This window comes from Nocardiopsis quinghaiensis (assembly GCF_008638365.1).
Taxonomy (GTDB): Bacteria; Actinomycetota; Actinomycetes; order Streptosporangiales; family Streptosporangiaceae; genus Nocardiopsis; species Nocardiopsis quinghaiensis.
On sequence record NZ_VWVU01000017.1, the window covers coordinates 36,512 to 52,828 of the forward strand.

Sequence of the window (16,317 nt, forward strand, 5' to 3'; positions counted from 1 at the left end):
CCGAAGTTGGTCACCCATGACGCATGAGGACAAGTTCCAGGAACTGGCCCGTCGGCTCGCGTTCGACCTACGCCACGCGCGTGGCCGTATCGACGAACTGGAGGGACGGCGGCACGAGCCGATCGCCGTGGTCGGCATCGGCTGCCGCTATCCGGGAGAGGTGGGTTCCCCCGACAGCCTCTGGGAGCTCGTCGAGCGGGGCGGGGAAGGACTCACGGAATTCCCCGCTGACCGGGGATGGGAACTGGACACCCTGTTCGACAGCGACCCCGGCGTCCCGGGGACGAGCTACCTGCGAAAGGGCGGTTTCCTGCACGGGGCCGGTGGGTTCGACGCCGAGTTCTTCGGGATCAGCCCCCGCGAGGCCGTCGCCATGGACCCGCAGCAGAGGATCGCACTGGAAACCTCCTGGGAGGCCGTCGAGCACGCGCGCATCGACCCCACCACCCTGCGCGGCACCTCCACCGGGGTGTTCCTGGGCATGGTCGGCCAGTCCTACGGCCCCTCCATCCGGCAGGCGGGGGAGGAGCTGGAGGGATACCTGCTCACCGGTGTCATGCCCGCCGTCGCGGCCGGCAGGGTGGCCTACACCCTCGGTCTGGAGGGACCGACACTGACCCTCGACACCGCTTGCTCCTCCTCCCTGGTCGCCCTCCACCTGGCGGCCCGCTCCCTGCGGGAGGGGGAGTGCGACCTGGCCCTGGCCGGCGGGGTCAGTGTGTACACCAACACCGGCCCCTGGGTGGCCTTCAGCCGCCAGCGCGGACTGGCTCCCGACGGCCGCTGCAAGGCCTTCTCCTCGGGTGCCGACGGCACAAGCTGGTCGGAGGGGGCGGGCATGCTCCTCCTCGAGCGGCTCAGCGTCGCCCGGAGCCGTGGCCACCGCGTCCTGGGGGTGCTGCGCGGCAGCGCCGTGAACCAGGACGGAGCCAGCAGCGGACTGTCGGTTCCCAACGGCCTGGCCCAGCAGCGCGTGATCCGGGAGGCGCTGGCCGACGCCCGGCTGGCCTCTGGTGACGTCGACCTGGTGGAGGCGCACGGAACGGGAACGACGCTGGGCGATCCCATCGAGGCCAATGCTCTTCTGGCCACCTACGGGCGGGGGCGACCCGCCGACCAGCCCGTCGGCGTGGGCTCGCTGAAGTCCAACATCGGTCACGCCGGAGCGGCCGCGGGTGTGGGCGGCGTGATCAAGGCGATCATGGCGATGCGGCACGAGACCCTGCCCCGCACCCTGCACGTGGACGAGCCCAGCGCGCACGTGGACTGGGAGTCCGGGGCGCTGGCGCTGCTGACCGAGGCCGCGCCGTGGCGGCGGACCGACCGCCCGCGCCGCTCCGCCGTGTCCTCGTTCGGTGTGAGCGGGACCAACGCCCACGTGGTCCTGGAGGAGGCTCCTGACGACTTCGCCCCCGTCCCTGAACCGAGGACCGGTGGTGACTCCGCCCCCCTGGAGACGCGCACGGTTCCGTGGCTGCTGAGCGGACGGTCGGAGCCGGCTCTGCGTGCTCAGGCCGCACGCCTGCACGATCACCTCGTGGAGCACCCCGGGTTCGACCCCGCCGACGTCGGCTGGTCCCTGGTCACCAGCCGCACGGTCTTCGAACACAGGGCGGCCGTGACGGCACGGGACCGGGACGGCCTCCTCCGGGGCCTGGAGTCCCTCGGCCAGGCCGTTCCGAACGCCGCCGTCTGCCAGGGCACCGCCGCCGCTCGGGAGCGAGCCGTGTTCGTCTTCCCCGGCCAGGGCTCCCAGTGGGAGGGCATGGCCGTCGACCTGATGGCCTCCTCCCCGGTCTTCGCCCAGAGGATGGTCGACTGCGAGCGTGCGCTGTCGCCGTTCGTGGACTGGTCGCTGACCGCCGTGCTCAGGGGAGAGGACGGGGCACCGCCGCTCGACCGCGACGACGTCGTCCAGCCGGCGCTGTGGGCCGTGATGGTCTCGCTCGCCGCTCTGTGGCGGTCCCACGGAACCGAGCCGTCTGCCGTGGTCGGCCACTCACAGGGGGAGATCGCGGCGGCGTGCGTGGCCGGAGCGCTCTCCTTGGAGGACGCGGCCAGGGTCGTGGCGCTGCGGAGCCAGGCGATCCTGGAGCTTGCCGGTACCGGGGCGATGGCCTCGGTCGCACTTGGTTCCGACGAGGTGGGCGAGCGCCTGGCCGAACTCGACGACCATGTGTACGTCGCCGTCGTCAACGGCCCCGCGGCCACCGTGGTCGCGGGGGAACCGGAGGCAGTGCGGCGCCTGGTCAAGGAGTACGAGTCCCAGGGGGTGCAGGCCCGCCTCGTCCCGGTCGAGTACGCCTCCCACACACCACACGTGGAACGACTGCGAGAGCGGATCGTCACCGCACTGGCGGGTGTCACGCCCCGACGACCGGACGTTCCGGTCTACTCGTCACTGACGGGAGGCCCCCTGGGCGACACCCCCATGGACACGGATTACTGGTACCGGGGCCTGCGCCACCAAGTCCGGTTCGAGGACACCGTCCGGGCACTGCTGGGCGACGGACACGGCACGTTCCTGGAGGTCTCTCCGCACCCGGTGCTCGGCATGGCCATCCAGGAGACCTGTGAGGACGCGGGCGCCGACGACGCCGTGGTCCTGAGCACCCTGCGCCGGAACGAGGACGGTGCCGACCGCTTCCTCACCTCGCTGGCACGAGCGCACGTGCACGGGGTGCCGGTGGACTGGTCCCGGCTGTTCGGCGGCCATCGGGAGGTCGACCTGCCGACCTACGCGTTCCAGCACCGGCACTACTGGGTCTCCGAGGGTACCGAGGGCGCGGACGTCACCCGTGCGGGTCTCAGCGGCGCCGGCCACCCCATGCTCGGCGCCGCCGTCTCGCTCGCCACCGGCGACGAGCACCTGTTCACGGGGCGGATCGGCCTGGACAGCCACCCCTGGCTGGCCGACCACGTCGTGTTGGACATGGTCCTGGTCCCCGGAACCGCCTTCCTCGAACTCGCCCTGCACGCCGGCGAGCACGTCGGTTGCCCGCGTGTGGAGGAACTGATCCTGCACACGCCGTTGCGGCTGCCACCCCGGGGCGGTGCGCAGATCCAACTCAGGGTCGGGCCACCGGACGCGAGCGGTGGTAGGCCGCTCGCCGTGCACTCCCGGCCCGGCGGGGACGACAGCGCTTCCTGGACCCAGCACGCCAGCGGACGGATCGCGCGGACCGGAGCGGGCCACGGGACACCGGGCCACGGGACGCCCTGGCCACCCGCCGGGGCGGTTCCGGTGCCGGTGGACGACTTCTACCCCCGCCTCGCCGAGATGGGCAACGCTTTCGGGCCGGTCTTCAGCAGCATGCGCGCGGTGTGGCGGGACGGGGACGACCTGTACGCGGAGGTCCGGTTGCCGGAGGGGACGGAGACCGACGCCGCCCGGTTCGGTATGCACCCGGCCCTGATGGACTCCTCACAGCACCCCCTCGCCCTCGCCCATCTCTCCGGCCCCCCTGGTGGACCGAGCCTCGCCGAGACGGCCGGGCTTCCCTTCGCCTGGTCCGACGTCACCCTCCACGCCACCGGGGCCTCCCATGTCCGGGTCCACCTGTCCCGAACGGCGGAGGACTCGGTCTCCCTGGAGGTCACCGACCCCTCGGGCCGTCCCGTCGCCACCGTCGGTTCCCTGGTCATCCGCCCCGTCAGCCCCCAGCAGTTGGCGGCCGCCACCCGCACGGGAGGGGACGACCTGTTCCGTGTCGCGTGGACCCCGCCCTCCGGGGCGCTCCCCTTCGCCGGTGACCCCCCACCCGTCGCGGTCCTGGGCCCCGACCCCCTGGGCTTCGCCGACGGCATCGCCGCGGCGGGACACACGGTCGGGTCCCACGACGACGCCGACTCGCTCCATGCCGCCCTGTCCGCCGGAGCCCCCGTTCCCTCCGCCGTGGTGGTGCCGTGTATGGTCCCCGAGCCCGAGGGAACCGCCGAGGCGGCCTACACCGCCACCTACCGAGCACTCGCCCGGCTCCAGGGCTGGCTCCTCGACGAACGCTGTGAGGACCTGCCCCTCGTCCTCCTCACACGGGGGGCCGTCAGCACGGGGGAGGCCGACGACGTTCCGGACCTGGACCACGCACCCCTGTGGGGGCTGGCCCGCACCGTCCAGATGGAGTTCCCCGGCCGGTGCGTCATCATCGACGTGGACGACGCGGAGGCCGCACCGGCGCTCCTGGGCACGGTACTGGCCAGCGGGGAGCCCCAGGTCGCCCTGCGCGATGGTGCGATGCTGGTCCCGCGGCTGGTCCGTACCGCGCCGGAGAAGAGGGAACCGCTGGATCTGGGGTCGGACGGTACCGTGCTCGTCACCGGGGCCAACGGAACGGTCGGCGGCGTGGTCGTCCGACACCTGGTCGCCGAGTGCGGGGCACGCCACCTGCTCCTGGTCAGCCGGAGGGGGCGGGAGGGCACCAGCCCCGAGCTCCAGACCGACCTGGCGGAGCTCGGCGCCACCCTCTCGTTCGCCTCCTGCGACACCGGTGACCGCGACGCCCTGCGCGAGGTCATCGCCTCGATCCCGGGGGAGCGGCCGCTGAGATCGGTCATCCACATCGCGGGCACCGTCGGCGGTGCTGTCTTCACCGCGCTCACCACCGAACACGTCGATCACGTGATGCGTCCCAAGGTCGACGCCTCGCTGAACCTGCACGAGCTCACGCGCGATCTGGACCTGCGGGAGTTCGTCCTGTTCTCCTCGGCGGCCAGCACGCTGGGCAATCCGGGGCAGGCGAACTACGCCGCGGCCAACGCCTATCTCGACGCACTGGCGCACCGGCGCCGTGCCCAGGGGCTTCCCGCCACCACCATCGGGTGGGGCATGTGGGCCGAGCGCAGCCAGCTCACCGTGCGGTTGGACGACACCGACCTGCACCGTTACGCACGGATGGGCATGGTGGAACAGATCGCCACCGAGCGTGGGACGGAGCTCTTCGAGGAAGCCCTGGCCGTGGACGCGCCCCACCTCCTGGCGGTACCGCTGGACATCGCGGCGGTGTCCGAGCGGAGCATGAAGGGCGCCGACGTCCCGACGATGTTGCGCGGACTGGTGCGCCAGCCGCGGCGCAGGGCGGCGGGCCACGCGGCCGACTCCGAGGGCCTGCGCCGCCGCCTTGCCGGAGCAGGCACCGAGCAACGGCAACGAGTGGTCCTCGACCTTGTCCGGGAGGCCACGGCCGAGGTACTCGGGCACTCGACTCCTGAGGAGGTGGCGACCGACCGGGACTTCCTGGAGATCGGCTTCGACTCGCTCACCGCGGTCGAACTCCGCAACCAGCTCAGTTCCTCGACCGGCCTGCGGCTCCCCGCCGGGCTGGCGTTCAAGCACGCGACCCCCACCGCTGTGGCGCGTTTCCTGCTGGAGCGCCTACCCGGTTCCGGCGAGCCGGCTCCGAGGGCGCGAGCGGTGACGGACGCTCCTGAGGCCGACGGGCCGGAGACGCCGGACAGCCTGGTCACGCTCTTCGAGGAGTTCTGCCGCCAGGGCAGGACCGCGGAGGGGATGCGGCTGCTGGACACGGCCGGGCTGGTACGTCCCGTCTTCTCCGAGGGCGAGGGCTATGCTTCCGCGCGCGGTCCGGTCGTCCTGTCGAGCAAGGAAACCGATACCTCCCTCCTGATCTGCCTACCGTCCATCGTCCTGGCCTCGGGTCCCCAGGAGTTCGCGAGGTTCGCCGGCGGCGTGCGTGGGCTGCGGGAGGTCACGGTCATCCCCCACCCGGGTTTCCGGGACGGCGAACCACTGCCCGACACGCTGGCGGCGGCCCTCGCGGCACAGGCCGACGCCGTCACCCGCTGCGCCGACGGACGCCCCTTCGTCGTCGTCTCCCGCTCCTCCGGGGGGCCGGTCGCGCACGCCGTGGTCGAGCTCTTGGAGAAGCGCGGCGTGCACCCGGCGGCCGTGGCGCTCCTGGACCCACCCCATCCGGACGATGACGCGGTCCTGCCGACCACGGAGGCCCAGATGCTCCAGCGGGGCGGCGCCCTGGGAATCGTCGACAGCGCCCGCCTCACCGCGATGGGCCGGTACATGCGACTGTTCGCCAACGTACGGCCCGGGGCCGTCGTGGCGCCCTCGGTGGTCCTGCGTCCGGAGGACCCCATCACCGACCGGGACGGGGTCCCCATCCCCCCGTTCAGCTGGGAACCTCCGCACGAGCGGATCACCGTTCCCGGCGATCACTTCACCATGCTGGAGGACCACGCCGACATCATCGCCCGAGTCCTGCACGACTGGCTGGTCGAACGAGGACTGTGAGCAGTCCCCCCGCCCCCGCCCCTGATCGCTATTCGCACAGACACAGGAGAGCATGATGCCCACGGAAGCGGCACCGCCACGCTCCGACGAGCACCGGATCACGGTGCTCGGGGCCGGCACCATGGGTGCCGGGATCACCTCCCTCGCGCTCGGCCACGGCGTGCCCGTGACACTGGTCGACGTCGACCAGGCCGCCCTCGACAGGGCACGCGCCAGAATCGACCACCAGAAGCGTGTCGCCCAGTTGATGGGAGCCGTGCCAGAGGGGGCGGCCCCCGGGGAGCTCAGTACCACCACGTCACTGGACTCCACAGCTGATGCCACGGTCGTCGTCGAGGCCGTCACCGAGCAGTACGACCTCAAGTCCGTCCTGCTCACCGAGGTGGGGGCCAGGACCAAGCCGGGCACGGTCCTGATCACCAACACCTCGTCCATCCCCGTGGACGACCTCGCCGGATATCTCGCCCGCCCCGGCGAACTGGTGGGCACCCACTTCATGAATCCGCCCTACCTGATTCGCACCGTCGAGGTCGTCCAGGGGCCGCGGACCTCCCAGCACGTCCTGGACGTCCTCGACGACCTGCTGCGCACACTGCGCCGGGAGTCCGTGGTCGTGTCCGACGCCCCGGGGTTCGTCACCAGCCGCCTGTTGCACCCGATGATCAACGACGCGGCCCGGGTGGTCCAGGAGGGCACCGCCAGCGCGGAGGACGTCGACGTACTCATGGTCGGCTGCCTCGGCCACCGGACGGGGCCGCTGCGGACCGCGGACATGATCGGTCTGGACAACCTCGTCGATTCCCTGTGGGTTCTGCACGAACGCACCGGCGACGAACGCTGCCGCCCCTGCGACCTTCTCCTGAAGAAGGTCGAGGCGGGAGACCACGGCCGTAAGAGCGGCCGCGGGTTCTTTACCTACGAACGGACGGAGCAACTGTCATGACCACGCCCGCTCAGACGCCCCAGAGCCGCGGGGAGATCGAGGCCGGTCTCATCGCCTTCCTGGAGGGCCGGACCCGGGTGTCGTGGGACGAGGACGTCGACCTGTTCGCCACCGGCGGTCTGTCGTCGATGTTCGCCATGGAACTCGTCGTGCACTTGGAACAGACCTACGGGGTGTCCATCCGCGGCGGTGACCTGAAGCTCGACAACTTCCGTACGGTCCGGACCATGGCCGGCCTGGTTCGCCGCCTGAAGACCGACAAGGACACCGATGGCTGATGACCTGAGGAAACTGGCGGCGCAGGTGCGCGAGGTCGTCGGAGACCGGGCAGCCGAGTGGGACCTCACCGGGAAACTGCCCGGTGAGGTCCTGCGCGGGCTTGCCTCCGGTGGGCTGCTGTGCCCGCAGGTGCCCTCCCGGTACGGCGGACCGGGCCTGGGCAGTCGCGACGGCGGGGAACTCACCGCGCACGTGGGCAGCCTGTGCAGCTCCCTGCGCAGTGTGATGACCTCGCAGCAGATGGTGGCGGGCAGCATCGAGCGGCTCGGGGACGAAGACCAGCGCGACCGCTACCTGCCGCGTCTGACAGGTGGGGAGATCGCCGCGGCGGCCTTCAGCGAACCCGGCGCGGGCAGCGACCTGTCGGCTATGGCCACCACCATCCGGTCCGAGGGCGACACCGTCGTGGTCGACGGACGCAAGTCGTGGATCACCACGTCCGCCTACGCGGACCTGCTTTTGGTGTTCGGCCGGTTCGGTGACGCGGCCGCCGCGGTCGTCGTCCCCGCCGACACCCCCGGTGTCACGGTCGAGAGGATCCCGGAACCCCTGGGCTGCCGGGCCGCCGGGCACGCCGACATCACCTTCGACGGTGTCCGTGTGCCGGCCGACGCCGTGCTCGGCGGCACCGGGCTTCCCCTGCCCTTCCTGGTCACCGCCGCCCTGGCCCACGGCCGGATGTCGGTGGCCTGGGGGTGTGTGGGCATCCTGCGGGCCTGCCTGTCCGAGGCGACCCGGCACGCCCGCACCCGTGAGCAGTTCGGAGTGCCGCTCTCCCGGCACCAACTGGTGGCGCGCCACCTGGCCGAGATCTACACGGCCGAACAGATCGCCGCCCGCGCGTGCGAACACGCCAGTGCCTGCTGGGAGACCGGTTCGCCGGACATGGTCACCGCCACCGTGCTGGCCAAGCACGTCAGCGCCACCCACGCCGTCTCGGGGGCGAGCGCGGCGCTGCAGGTCCTGGCCTCGACCGGGGCGCACGACGGACACACCGTGGCGCGCGCCCACCGCGACGCCCGGATGATGGAGATCATCGAGGGCAGCAGCGAGATGTGCACACTCCTCCTGGCCGACCACGTCCTCGCCACCGTCGACTGAACCATTCCCGACGCAGACAGGAGAACAAACGGTGAGTGCAGACAGAGGCGGACGGGGCTCCGCGCTGGTGAAGTGCCTGGTGTGGGACCTCGACAACACACTGTGGAAAGGGACCCTTCTGGAGGGGGACGAGCTCCTCCTCGCAGACGAGGTCCGCGACGTGGTGGTCGAGCTGGACTCCCGCGGCGTCCTCCAGTCGGTCGCGAGCAAGAACGATCACGACCTCGCCTGGGCCCGTCTGGAGGAGCTGGGGATAGCCGAGTACTTCGTGCTGCCCCGTATCGGGTGGGGGCCCAAGTCGGAGTCGGTGCGGGTCATCGCCGACCGGCTCAACTTCGCCCAGGGCGCGGTGGCCTTCATCGACGACCAGCCCGCCGAACGCGCGGAGGTCAGGTTCTCCCTTCCCGACGTCCGCTGCTACATGGCGGAACAGGCCGCGTCACTACCGGAGCTGCCCGAGTTCAGCCCGTCCGTGGTCACCGTGGACGCGCAGCGCAGGCGCAGGATGTACCAGGCGGGGTTCGCGCGGGAGGAGGCCCGAACGGACTTCACCGGTCCCGACGAGGCCTTCCTGCGCTCCCTGGAACTGGTCATGGGCATCGGTAGGGCCGGCGGGGAGGATCTCTCCCGAGTCGAGGAGCTGACCGTGCGGACCAGCCAGATGAACGCCACCGGCGTGCACTACTCCGACGCCACCCTGCGCTCACTGCTCTCGGATCCCGGGCACGAGGTACTGGTCGTCACCCTCACGGACCGCTTCGGCCCCCACGGGGCCGTCGGCGTGGTGCTCCTGGAAAAGCACGCGACGGTGTGGCACCTGAAGCTGCTGGCGACCTCCTGCCGGGTCGTCTCGTTCGGCGCGGGCACCGCGATCCTGAACTGGCTGGTCGATCAAGCGGCGCGTCGGGGAGTTCACCTCGTCGCGGACTTTCGTCCCACGGAGCGCAACCGGATGATGGAGATCGCCTATCGGTTCGCCGGCTTCACCGAGGACCCCTGCTCGTGCGCCGAGGCGGTGACCGGGGCGCCCGAGGACGGCGTCCAACGTCTGCACCTGGTGACCGAGCGCCGCGAACCGGCCGCCACGCTCAGGATCGAAGCCCTCGAACTGGGGTGAGCCCCGGAGGGCCCGCTGGGTGGAGGGGCCACCCGGCGGCGTCCGGCTACCGCTTGCGGGCCAGGGTGATCCCGTCGGCCATGGTCAGGAGGGAGACGTCCACGCGCTCGTCACCGTGCAGGGTGGCGTTCAGTTCACGGATCGCCACCGTGTCCGGATCCTGGGCCCCCTCGTCGGCCACGCGGCCGGAGAGGAGGGTGTTGTCCACGACGACGAGTCCGCCGGAACGGACCAGTGAAACGGCATGCTCGTAGTAGACCGGATAGTTCTTCTTGTCGGCGTCGATGAAAACCATGTCGAAACGGTTCTCCTCCCCTTTATCGACGAGTTCCGAGAGCGTTTCCGTGGCGTCTCCGACGCGTAGCTCGATACGGTCGCGCACGCCGGCCCTCTTCCAGTAGGGGACACCGATGTCCGCCCAGCGGTCCGTGATGTCGCAGGTGACGATCCTCCCCTCGGGAGGAAGCGCACGGGCCATGCACAAGGTGCTGTATCCGGTGAAGGTGCCGACCTCCAGTACCGAGCGGGCGCCGGACAACTGGGCGAGGAGCGCCAGTAGCTGTCCCTCCTCCGCCATCACCTGCAGCGATTCTCCGCCGGGTAGTTCGGAGGTCTCCTCCCGTAGCCCGGACAGGATGTCGTCGTCGCGCAGAGAAGTGTTGCGCACGTAGTCCAGGAGGCGGGGAGTCATTTCGGTCTGATGAGCCATGGGGTGAATACTAGGGGGAATAAGTGAAGGGGGCCGAAGCGGTGCTGAGCGGAATCGTGGCGCGGACGTTGCGGCATCGTCTTTTTCCCGGGGCGGTCCCGAAGGCGTCTGTGCCCGTCCCCGGGCGGCACCGGGTCCGTCCTCGGCACGGCCGCGTGCCGGCTGACCGTTTGCGCGTGGCGGGCGGGGGAGCATGGCGCGGCCCCGCCCGCCTACCGCTTCCCGGCGGCGGAGCCCAGCAGCTCCAACAGGTCGTCGACGACGTCCTCGGGGCCGGCGCCCCTGTCCGGCCCCAGGTGGCCGGTCAGGGCCAGGCTCACCGCACCGTGCGCGGCGGCCAGCAGCAGCGCGGTGCGCCGTTCCGCGTTCCCGTCCGGAACGACCCCCTCGGCCTGGCACTGCCGGACCACCGCGGCCAGGGAGGCCCGGGTGCGCCGGGCCGCGGCCCCGGGTTCCTCCTGGGGGCCGGACCAGGCGCCGAAGACGAGGGAGAACCGCTCCGGATGGTCCATGGCCCAGGCCGTGTAGGAGTGCAGCACCGTCCGCAGGGCCTCCCGCGCGGTGAAGGCCTGCCCCGCCGCGCGGTCGATGATGCCGCCCAGCCGTTCCAACTCCTTGGCCGCCACCGCGGCCAGGAGGGACTCCTCGTCCGCGAAGTGCTCGTGGGGCGCTATGCGGGAGAGCCCGCTCAGGCGTCCGACCTCGCGTAGTGTCACCGCCTCGGTCCCGCCGGAGTCCAGCAGCCGCCGCGCCGAGGCGACGAGGGAGCCACGCGTGTCCTGGGGCATGCGGACCATCTTGGCATCCGAACGGTCCGGGACGGACGACCGCCTCGGCGGGCCTGCCGGGGCCGCGTTCGGAACAACCCGGGCCCGGCGGGCGTTGGCCCGTACGTGCCCAAGGCCCCACAGGCGCCGGAGCACCGCGCCGCGTCGGCGCGGCCCCGGCGGCGAAAACCGGTTGCCGCCCCTTCTACCCTTGACTACTGATGAGCACCACCACGCCCGCGCCCGCCGCGGACACACTCCGAGCCCGGCTGCGCGACCTCATGCCCTCGGACCGCCACCGGCTGCGTCGGCGTATCGACGGCCTGGCCAAGATCAGTGACGAGCGCCGCCGCGCCTCGGTCACCGCCCAGATCGCCGGGGACATCGACGAGGCCGCCCTGCGCGTGGACCTGCGCCGCGAGACGGTCCCGGAGCTCACCTACCCCGAAGAGCTCCCGGTCAGCGCCCGGCGCGAGGACATCGCCGAGGCCGTCCGCGACAACCAGGTCGTCATCGTCGCCGGTGAGACCGGTTCCGGCAAGACCACCCAGCTGCCCAAGATCTGCATGGAGCTGGGGCGCGGCGTCATGGGCACCATCGGCCACACCCAGCCCCGGCGGCTGGCCGCCCGCACGGTGGCCGAGCGCATCGCCGAGGAGGTCGGCACCCCGCTGGGCGAGACCATCGGCTACAAGGTCCGCTTCACCGACTCCTCCAGCGACAGCACGCTGGTCAAGCTGATGACCGACGGCATCCTGCTCGCCGAGATCCAGCGCGACCGCATGCTGCGCCAGTACGACACGCTCATCATCGACGAGGCCCACGAGCGCAGCCTCAACATCGACTTCCTGCTCGGCTACCTCAAGCGGCTGCTGCCCAAGCGGCCCGACCTCAAGGTCGTCATCACCTCGGCCACCATCGACCCCGAGCGCTTCTCCCGCCACTTCGACGACGCCCCCATCGTCGAGGTCTCCGGCCGCACCTATCCGGTCGAGGTCCGCTACCGGCCCATCTCCGAGGAGATCCTCGACCCGGAAGAGAACAACCGCGGCCGAAGGCCGACCTTTGAGGGTGGTGGTGGTGGGCTGACGGGTGGGCAGAACCCGGGCGGCGGCACCGACCGCGACCAGACCCAGGCCATCCTGGACGCCGTCGACGAGCTCGGCCACGAAGCCCCCGGCGACGTGCTGGTCTTCCTCAGCGGTGAGCGCGAGATCCGCGACACGGCCGAGGCCCTGGAGAAGAGGAAGCTTCCGGGCACCGAGATCCTGCCGCTCTACGCACGCCTGTCGGTCTCCGAGCAAAGACGCGTGTGGTCCTCCCACAGCGGACGCCGCGTCGTCCTGGCCACCAACGTCGCCGAGACCTCCCTGACCGTCCCCGGCATCAAGTACGTCATCGACCCGGGCACCGCGCGCATCTCCCGCTACTCCCACCGCACCAAGGTGCAGCGCCTGCCCATCGAGGCGGTCTCCCAGGCCTCCGCCAACCAGCGCAAGGGCCGTTGCGGCCGTGTCTCGGAGGGCATCTGCATCCGGCTGTACTCGGAGGAGGACTTCCTCTCCCGCCCCGAGTACACCGACCCCGAGATCCTGCGCACCAACCTGGCCTCGGTCATCCTCCAGATGGCCTCCCTGGGGCTGGGCGACGTCGCCGCCTTCCCGTTCGTGGACGGCCCCGACCACCGCCAGATCAAGGACGGCGTCAACCTCCTCGAAGAGCTGGGCGCCCTGCACCCCGACGCCTCAGGCGGCAAGCGCAGGCTCACGCGGACGGGCCGACGCCTGGCCCAGCTGCCCGTCGACCCGCGCCTGGGCCGGATGGTCCTGGAGGCGCACGAGCGCGACTGCCTGGGCGAGGTGCTGGTCATCACCGCAGCCCTGTCCATCCAGGACCCGCGCGAGCGCCCCGCCGACAAACAGCAGCAGGCCCAGCAGGCGCACGCCAGGTTCGCCGACAAGGAGTCGGACTTCCTGGCCTTCCTCAACCTGTGGAACCACCTGCGCGAGAGGCAGCGGGAGCTGTCGGGCAACCAGTTCCGCAGGCTGTGCCGCGAGGAGTACCTCAACTACCTGCGCGTACGCGAGTGGCAGGACATCCACAGCCAGCTCCGACAGGTGCTGCGCTCCATGGACATCGACGCCCCGCGCCCGCGCGAGGAGGCCGCCGACCCCCGCGGCGTGCACATGTCCCTGCTGGCCGGACTGCTTTCGCACGTGGGGCTCAAGGATCCCGACAAGCACGAGTACCTGGGCGGGCGCGGCGCCCGCTTCGCGATCTTCCCCGGATCGGCGCTGTTCAAGAAGCAGCCCCGCTTCGTGATGGCCGCCGAGCTGGTGGAGACCTCCAAGCTCTGGGGCCGCATGGTCGCGAAGATCGAGCCGGAGTGGGCCGAGGAGCTGGCCGGGGACATCGTCAAGCGCCACTACAGCGAACCGCACTGGGAGCGCAAGCGCGGCGCCGTCATGGCCTTCGAGCGCGTCACCCTCTACGGCGTGCCCATCGTCGTGCAGCGCAAGGTGTCCTACGGGAGGATCGACCCCGAGCTGTCCCGGGAGCTGTTCATCCGCCGCGCCCTGGTCGAGGGCGACTGGGAGACCCGCCACCACTTCTTCCACGACAACCGCAAGCTCCTGGACGAGGTGGAGGACCTCGAACACCGCGCCCGCCGCCGCGACATCGTCGTGGACGACGAGACGCTGTTCCAGTTCTACGACGCGCGCGTGCCGGACTCGGTGGTCTCGGCCGCCCACTTCGACTCCTGGTGGAAGAAGGCCCGCCGCACCGAGCCCGAGCTGCTGGACTTCACCCGCGAGGAGCTCATCAACGAGGGCGTCGACGTCGTCAACGAGGACGACTACCCGGACGTGTGGCGCCAGGGCGAGTTCACCTTCCCGCTGACCTACCAGTTCGAGCCGGGCAGCGACTCCGACGGGGTCACCGTGCACATCCCGGTGAAGTTCCTCAACCAGGTGGACAACACCGGGTTCGACTGGCAGATCCGGGGCCTGCGCGACGAGCTGGTCACCGCGATGATCCGGTCCCTGCCCAAGCCGCTGCGGCGCAACTTCGTGCCCGTCCCGGACCACGCGGCCCGGGCGAGGGAGGGACTGGACCCCTACTCGGGTCCGCTCACCGAGGCGCTGGCCGCCGAGCTCACCCAGATGGCGGGCGAGCGGATCACCCCCGCCGACTTCCAGCTCGACCGTGTGCCCGACCACCTGCGCATCACCTTCCGATCGGTGGACGAGCGGGGCCGCACCCTGGCCGAGTCCAAGGACCTGGAGAAGCTGCGTACCAAGCTCAAGCCGCGCCTGCGTGAGGCGATCTCCGCCGAGGCCAAGGGCGTGGAGAAGAAGGGGATCACCTCCTGGGACTTCGGTTCGCTGGAGCAGACCCTGGAGCGCAAGTCGCTCGGCCCCGGGGTGAAGGGCTACCCGGCGCTGGTGGACGAGGGCGACAGCGTCGCGATCCGCATCTTCGACACCCGGCCCGAGCAGCGCGCCGCCATGTGGGCGGGCACCCGGCGCCTGCTGCTGCTCACCGTGCCCTCGGTGGCGCACGTGGTCAGCAAGGGCCTGAACAACCCCGACAAACTCGCCCTGGCCGACAACCCGCACGGCTCGGTCGGGAAGATGCTGGCCGACGCCGAGTCGGCCGCGGTCGACCACCTGCTCGCCCGCGAGGGCGGCCCGGTGTGGAACGGCGAGGACTTCCACAAGCTCTCCGAGCGGGTGCGCGCCGACCTCGGCGACACCCTCGCCGAGGTCCTCGACAAGAGCGCGCGCGTCCTGGTGCTGTGGCGCAAGGTGTCCAAGAAGGTCAGGGGCACCACGTCCCTGGCCGTGCTGCCCTCGCTCAACGACGTGCAGGGCCAGCTCGCCGACCTGGTCGGGGACGGGTTCGTCACCGCGGCGGGCCTGTCGCGACTGGACGACCTCCACCGCTACCTGCGCGGGGTGGAGTACCGGCTGGGCAAGCTGCCGGAGAACCCGCGCCGCGACCAGGTGAACATGGCCAAGGTCGAGCAGATGCGCCAGGCGGTGGCCAGGCTGCGCGGGAGCCTCGGCCCCGGCCGCGCGGCCGACCCGGACGTCGTGGAGCTGCGCTGGATGCTGGAGGAGTACCGGGTGAGCCTGTTCGCCCAGGAGCTGCGCACGGCCTACCCGGTCTCGGACAAGCGCATCATGAAGGCCGTCGAGGCCGCCAAGGCGGCGAACCGGAGGTAGGAGCGGTCTCAGACGGAGAACCGTCGCCGGGGCCAGGCCCCGGCGACGCCGTCAAACCGTTCTCACTGCGGAGCGGTGCTTGCGTACTGCTGAAGCCAGTTCCTCGATCGGTTGCGCGGGCTAGCCAAGCAACGCCACCATGGCGTCGAAGTATGTGGTGGGGACCGTTACGGTCTGCGCGCGTTCCACGACCTTCCCAACGTCTCCAATGACGGCTTGGTGGTCCGGACACTCATCGATCATAGACGTCACCTCGGGCACCGACTTTGACGACGACCACGATGATCTGACCATCGTCGATGGTATAGACCACTCGGTAGTCGCCGACACGGATGCGGTAACCGTCCCTGGCCTTGAGCTTCTTACAGCCGTCTGGGCGCGGGTCGTCAGCAAGGTTCGCTACAGCCTCGACGATGCGTTTAAGCACCGGTCCGTCGAGCTTGCGCAACTCCTTGCGGGCCGAGGCCTTGATTTCGATCGCGTAGCGGCTCACGTGTAGTCCTCGAGCCGGAAGGGGACGGTCTCTTCATCGGCGCGGGCGTTGATCACCGCGCTGTCAGCGGCGTCCTCCAGCTCTTCCAGATACGCGGCGCTCACCAAGACCAGGCCGCGGTCGGCCAGCGCCTCGGCCAACTCAGCCGCCATCCGGCCCGGGTCGACCGGTTCAGCTGTCATTCGCTTCTCCTCGGGGCGCCCGACCGCCTGTCCACGAACGGTCGCGGACCGTGCGCTTGTACGCGGTCCATGAACTCAGGTCCTGACCAGCCTAGTCTCAGGGAGCGGAGGAAGGGGGAGTTCGACAAACCGAGCCGGTACCAGGTCCCCGGGTCCGTGGCGGTCCCGCCCCGGCCTGTAGCATGCGCCCTGTGGTTTAGACCACTGACGGTGCGAGGCACAGGCGCGAGCGAAA

General features: G+C 70.8%; 10 protein-coding genes. 6 read left to right on the plus strand and 4 right to left on the minus strand.

The features are described 5' to 3' along the window. The first annotated feature begins 16 nt into the window (after positions 1-16). From FYX01_RS18945 to FYX01_RS18965, 5 genes are read left to right on the plus strand one after another with little or no spacing between them, the layout of a single operon-like run. Positions 17-6,262, plus strand: a complete 6,246-nt coding sequence (locus FYX01_RS18945; protein ID WP_150243250.1) for a type I polyketide synthase — start codon at positions 17-19, stop codon at positions 6,260-6,262. A 52-nt stretch (positions 6,263-6,314) separates the two neighbouring features. Then, positions 6,315-7,205, plus strand: coding sequence for a 3-hydroxyacyl-CoA dehydrogenase family protein (locus FYX01_RS18950; protein ID WP_223830541.1), 891 nt, complete (start codon positions 6,315-6,317; stop codon positions 7,203-7,205). Further along, entirely contained in the window at positions 7,202-7,483 is a 282-nt protein-coding gene (locus FYX01_RS18955; RefSeq protein ID WP_150243252.1) for an acyl carrier protein, read from the plus strand. The genes FYX01_RS18950 and FYX01_RS18955 overlap by 4 nt, the downstream gene beginning before the upstream one ends. After that, positions 7,476-8,585 (plus strand): acyl-CoA dehydrogenase family protein, encoded by a 1,110-nt coding sequence (locus tag FYX01_RS18960; protein WP_150243254.1) that lies wholly within the window; start codon positions 7,476-7,478, stop codon positions 8,583-8,585. The genes FYX01_RS18955 and FYX01_RS18960 overlap by 8 nt, the downstream gene beginning before the upstream one ends. A 31-nt stretch (positions 8,586-8,616) precedes the next feature. Continuing rightward, on the plus strand, positions 8,617-9,702 hold the full coding sequence (locus FYX01_RS18965; protein ID WP_150243256.1) for an HAD-IIIC family phosphatase: 1,086 nt from the start codon (positions 8,617-8,619) through the stop codon (positions 9,700-9,702). Between the two features lie 46 nt (positions 9,703-9,748). On the opposite strand, the gene FYX01_RS18970 is transcribed toward FYX01_RS18965, so the two are convergent. Then, positions 9,749-10,411 carry an O-methyltransferase gene (locus FYX01_RS18970; RefSeq protein WP_150243258.1) on the minus strand — a complete coding sequence of 221 codons (663 nt, stop codon included), beginning with the start codon at positions 10,409-10,411 and terminating at the stop codon, positions 9,749-9,751. A 212-nt stretch (positions 10,412-10,623) separates the two neighbouring features. Further along, positions 10,624-11,199 (minus strand): TetR/AcrR family transcriptional regulator, encoded by a 576-nt coding sequence (locus tag FYX01_RS18975; RefSeq protein ID WP_150243260.1) that lies wholly within the window; start codon positions 11,197-11,199, stop codon positions 10,624-10,626. Positions 11,200-11,399: 200 nt separating this feature from the next. Between FYX01_RS18975 and hrpA the strand changes: the two genes are divergently transcribed. Continuing rightward, a complete protein-coding gene (gene hrpA / locus FYX01_RS18980; RefSeq protein ID WP_150243262.1) occupies positions 11,400-15,407 on the plus strand; it encodes an ATP-dependent RNA helicase HrpA in 4,008 nt (1,335 codons plus the stop codon). A 232-nt stretch (positions 15,408-15,639) separates the two neighbouring features. On the opposite strand, the gene FYX01_RS18985 is transcribed toward hrpA, so the two are convergent. Then, positions 15,640-15,900, minus strand: coding sequence for a type II toxin-antitoxin system RelE family toxin (locus FYX01_RS18985; RefSeq protein WP_150243264.1), 261 nt, complete (start codon positions 15,898-15,900; stop codon positions 15,640-15,642). Continuing rightward, on the minus strand, positions 15,897-16,082 hold the full coding sequence (locus tag FYX01_RS18990) for a hypothetical protein (protein WP_150243266.1): 186 nt from the start codon (positions 16,080-16,082) through the stop codon (positions 15,897-15,899). The genes FYX01_RS18985 and FYX01_RS18990 overlap by 4 nt, the downstream gene beginning before the upstream one ends. Positions 16,083-16,317: the final 235 nt, after the last annotated feature.

What these genes read in the sequence shown, in the direction of transcription:
- FYX01_RS18945 (WP_150243250.1), top strand. Translation starts at nt 17, where the DNA reads ATGACGCATGAGGACAAGTTCCAGGAACTGGCCCGTCGGCTCGCGTTC.
- FYX01_RS18950 (WP_223830541.1), top strand. Translation starts at nt 6,315, where the DNA reads ATGATGCCCACGGAAGCGGCACCGCCACGCTCCGACGAGCACCGGATC.
- FYX01_RS18955 (WP_150243252.1), top strand. Translation starts at nt 7,202, where the DNA reads ATGACCACGCCCGCTCAGACGCCCCAGAGCCGCGGGGAGATCGAGGCC.
- FYX01_RS18960 (WP_150243254.1), top strand. Translation starts at nt 7,476, where the DNA reads ATGGCTGATGACCTGAGGAAACTGGCGGCGCAGGTGCGCGAGGTCGTC.
- FYX01_RS18970 (WP_150243258.1), bottom strand. Translation starts at nt 10,411, where the DNA reads ATGGCTCATCAGACCGAAATGACTCCCCGCCTCCTGGACTACGTGCGC.
- FYX01_RS18975 (WP_150243260.1), bottom strand. Translation starts at nt 11,199, where the DNA reads ATGCCCCAGGACACGCGTGGCTCCCTCGTCGCCTCGGCGCGGCGGCTG.
- hrpA (WP_150243262.1), top strand. Translation starts at nt 11,400, where the DNA reads ATGAGCACCACCACGCCCGCGCCCGCCGCGGACACACTCCGAGCCCGG.
- FYX01_RS18990 (WP_150243266.1), bottom strand. Translation starts at nt 16,082, where the DNA reads ATGACAGCTGAACCGGTCGACCCGGGCCGGATGGCGGCTGAGTTGGCC.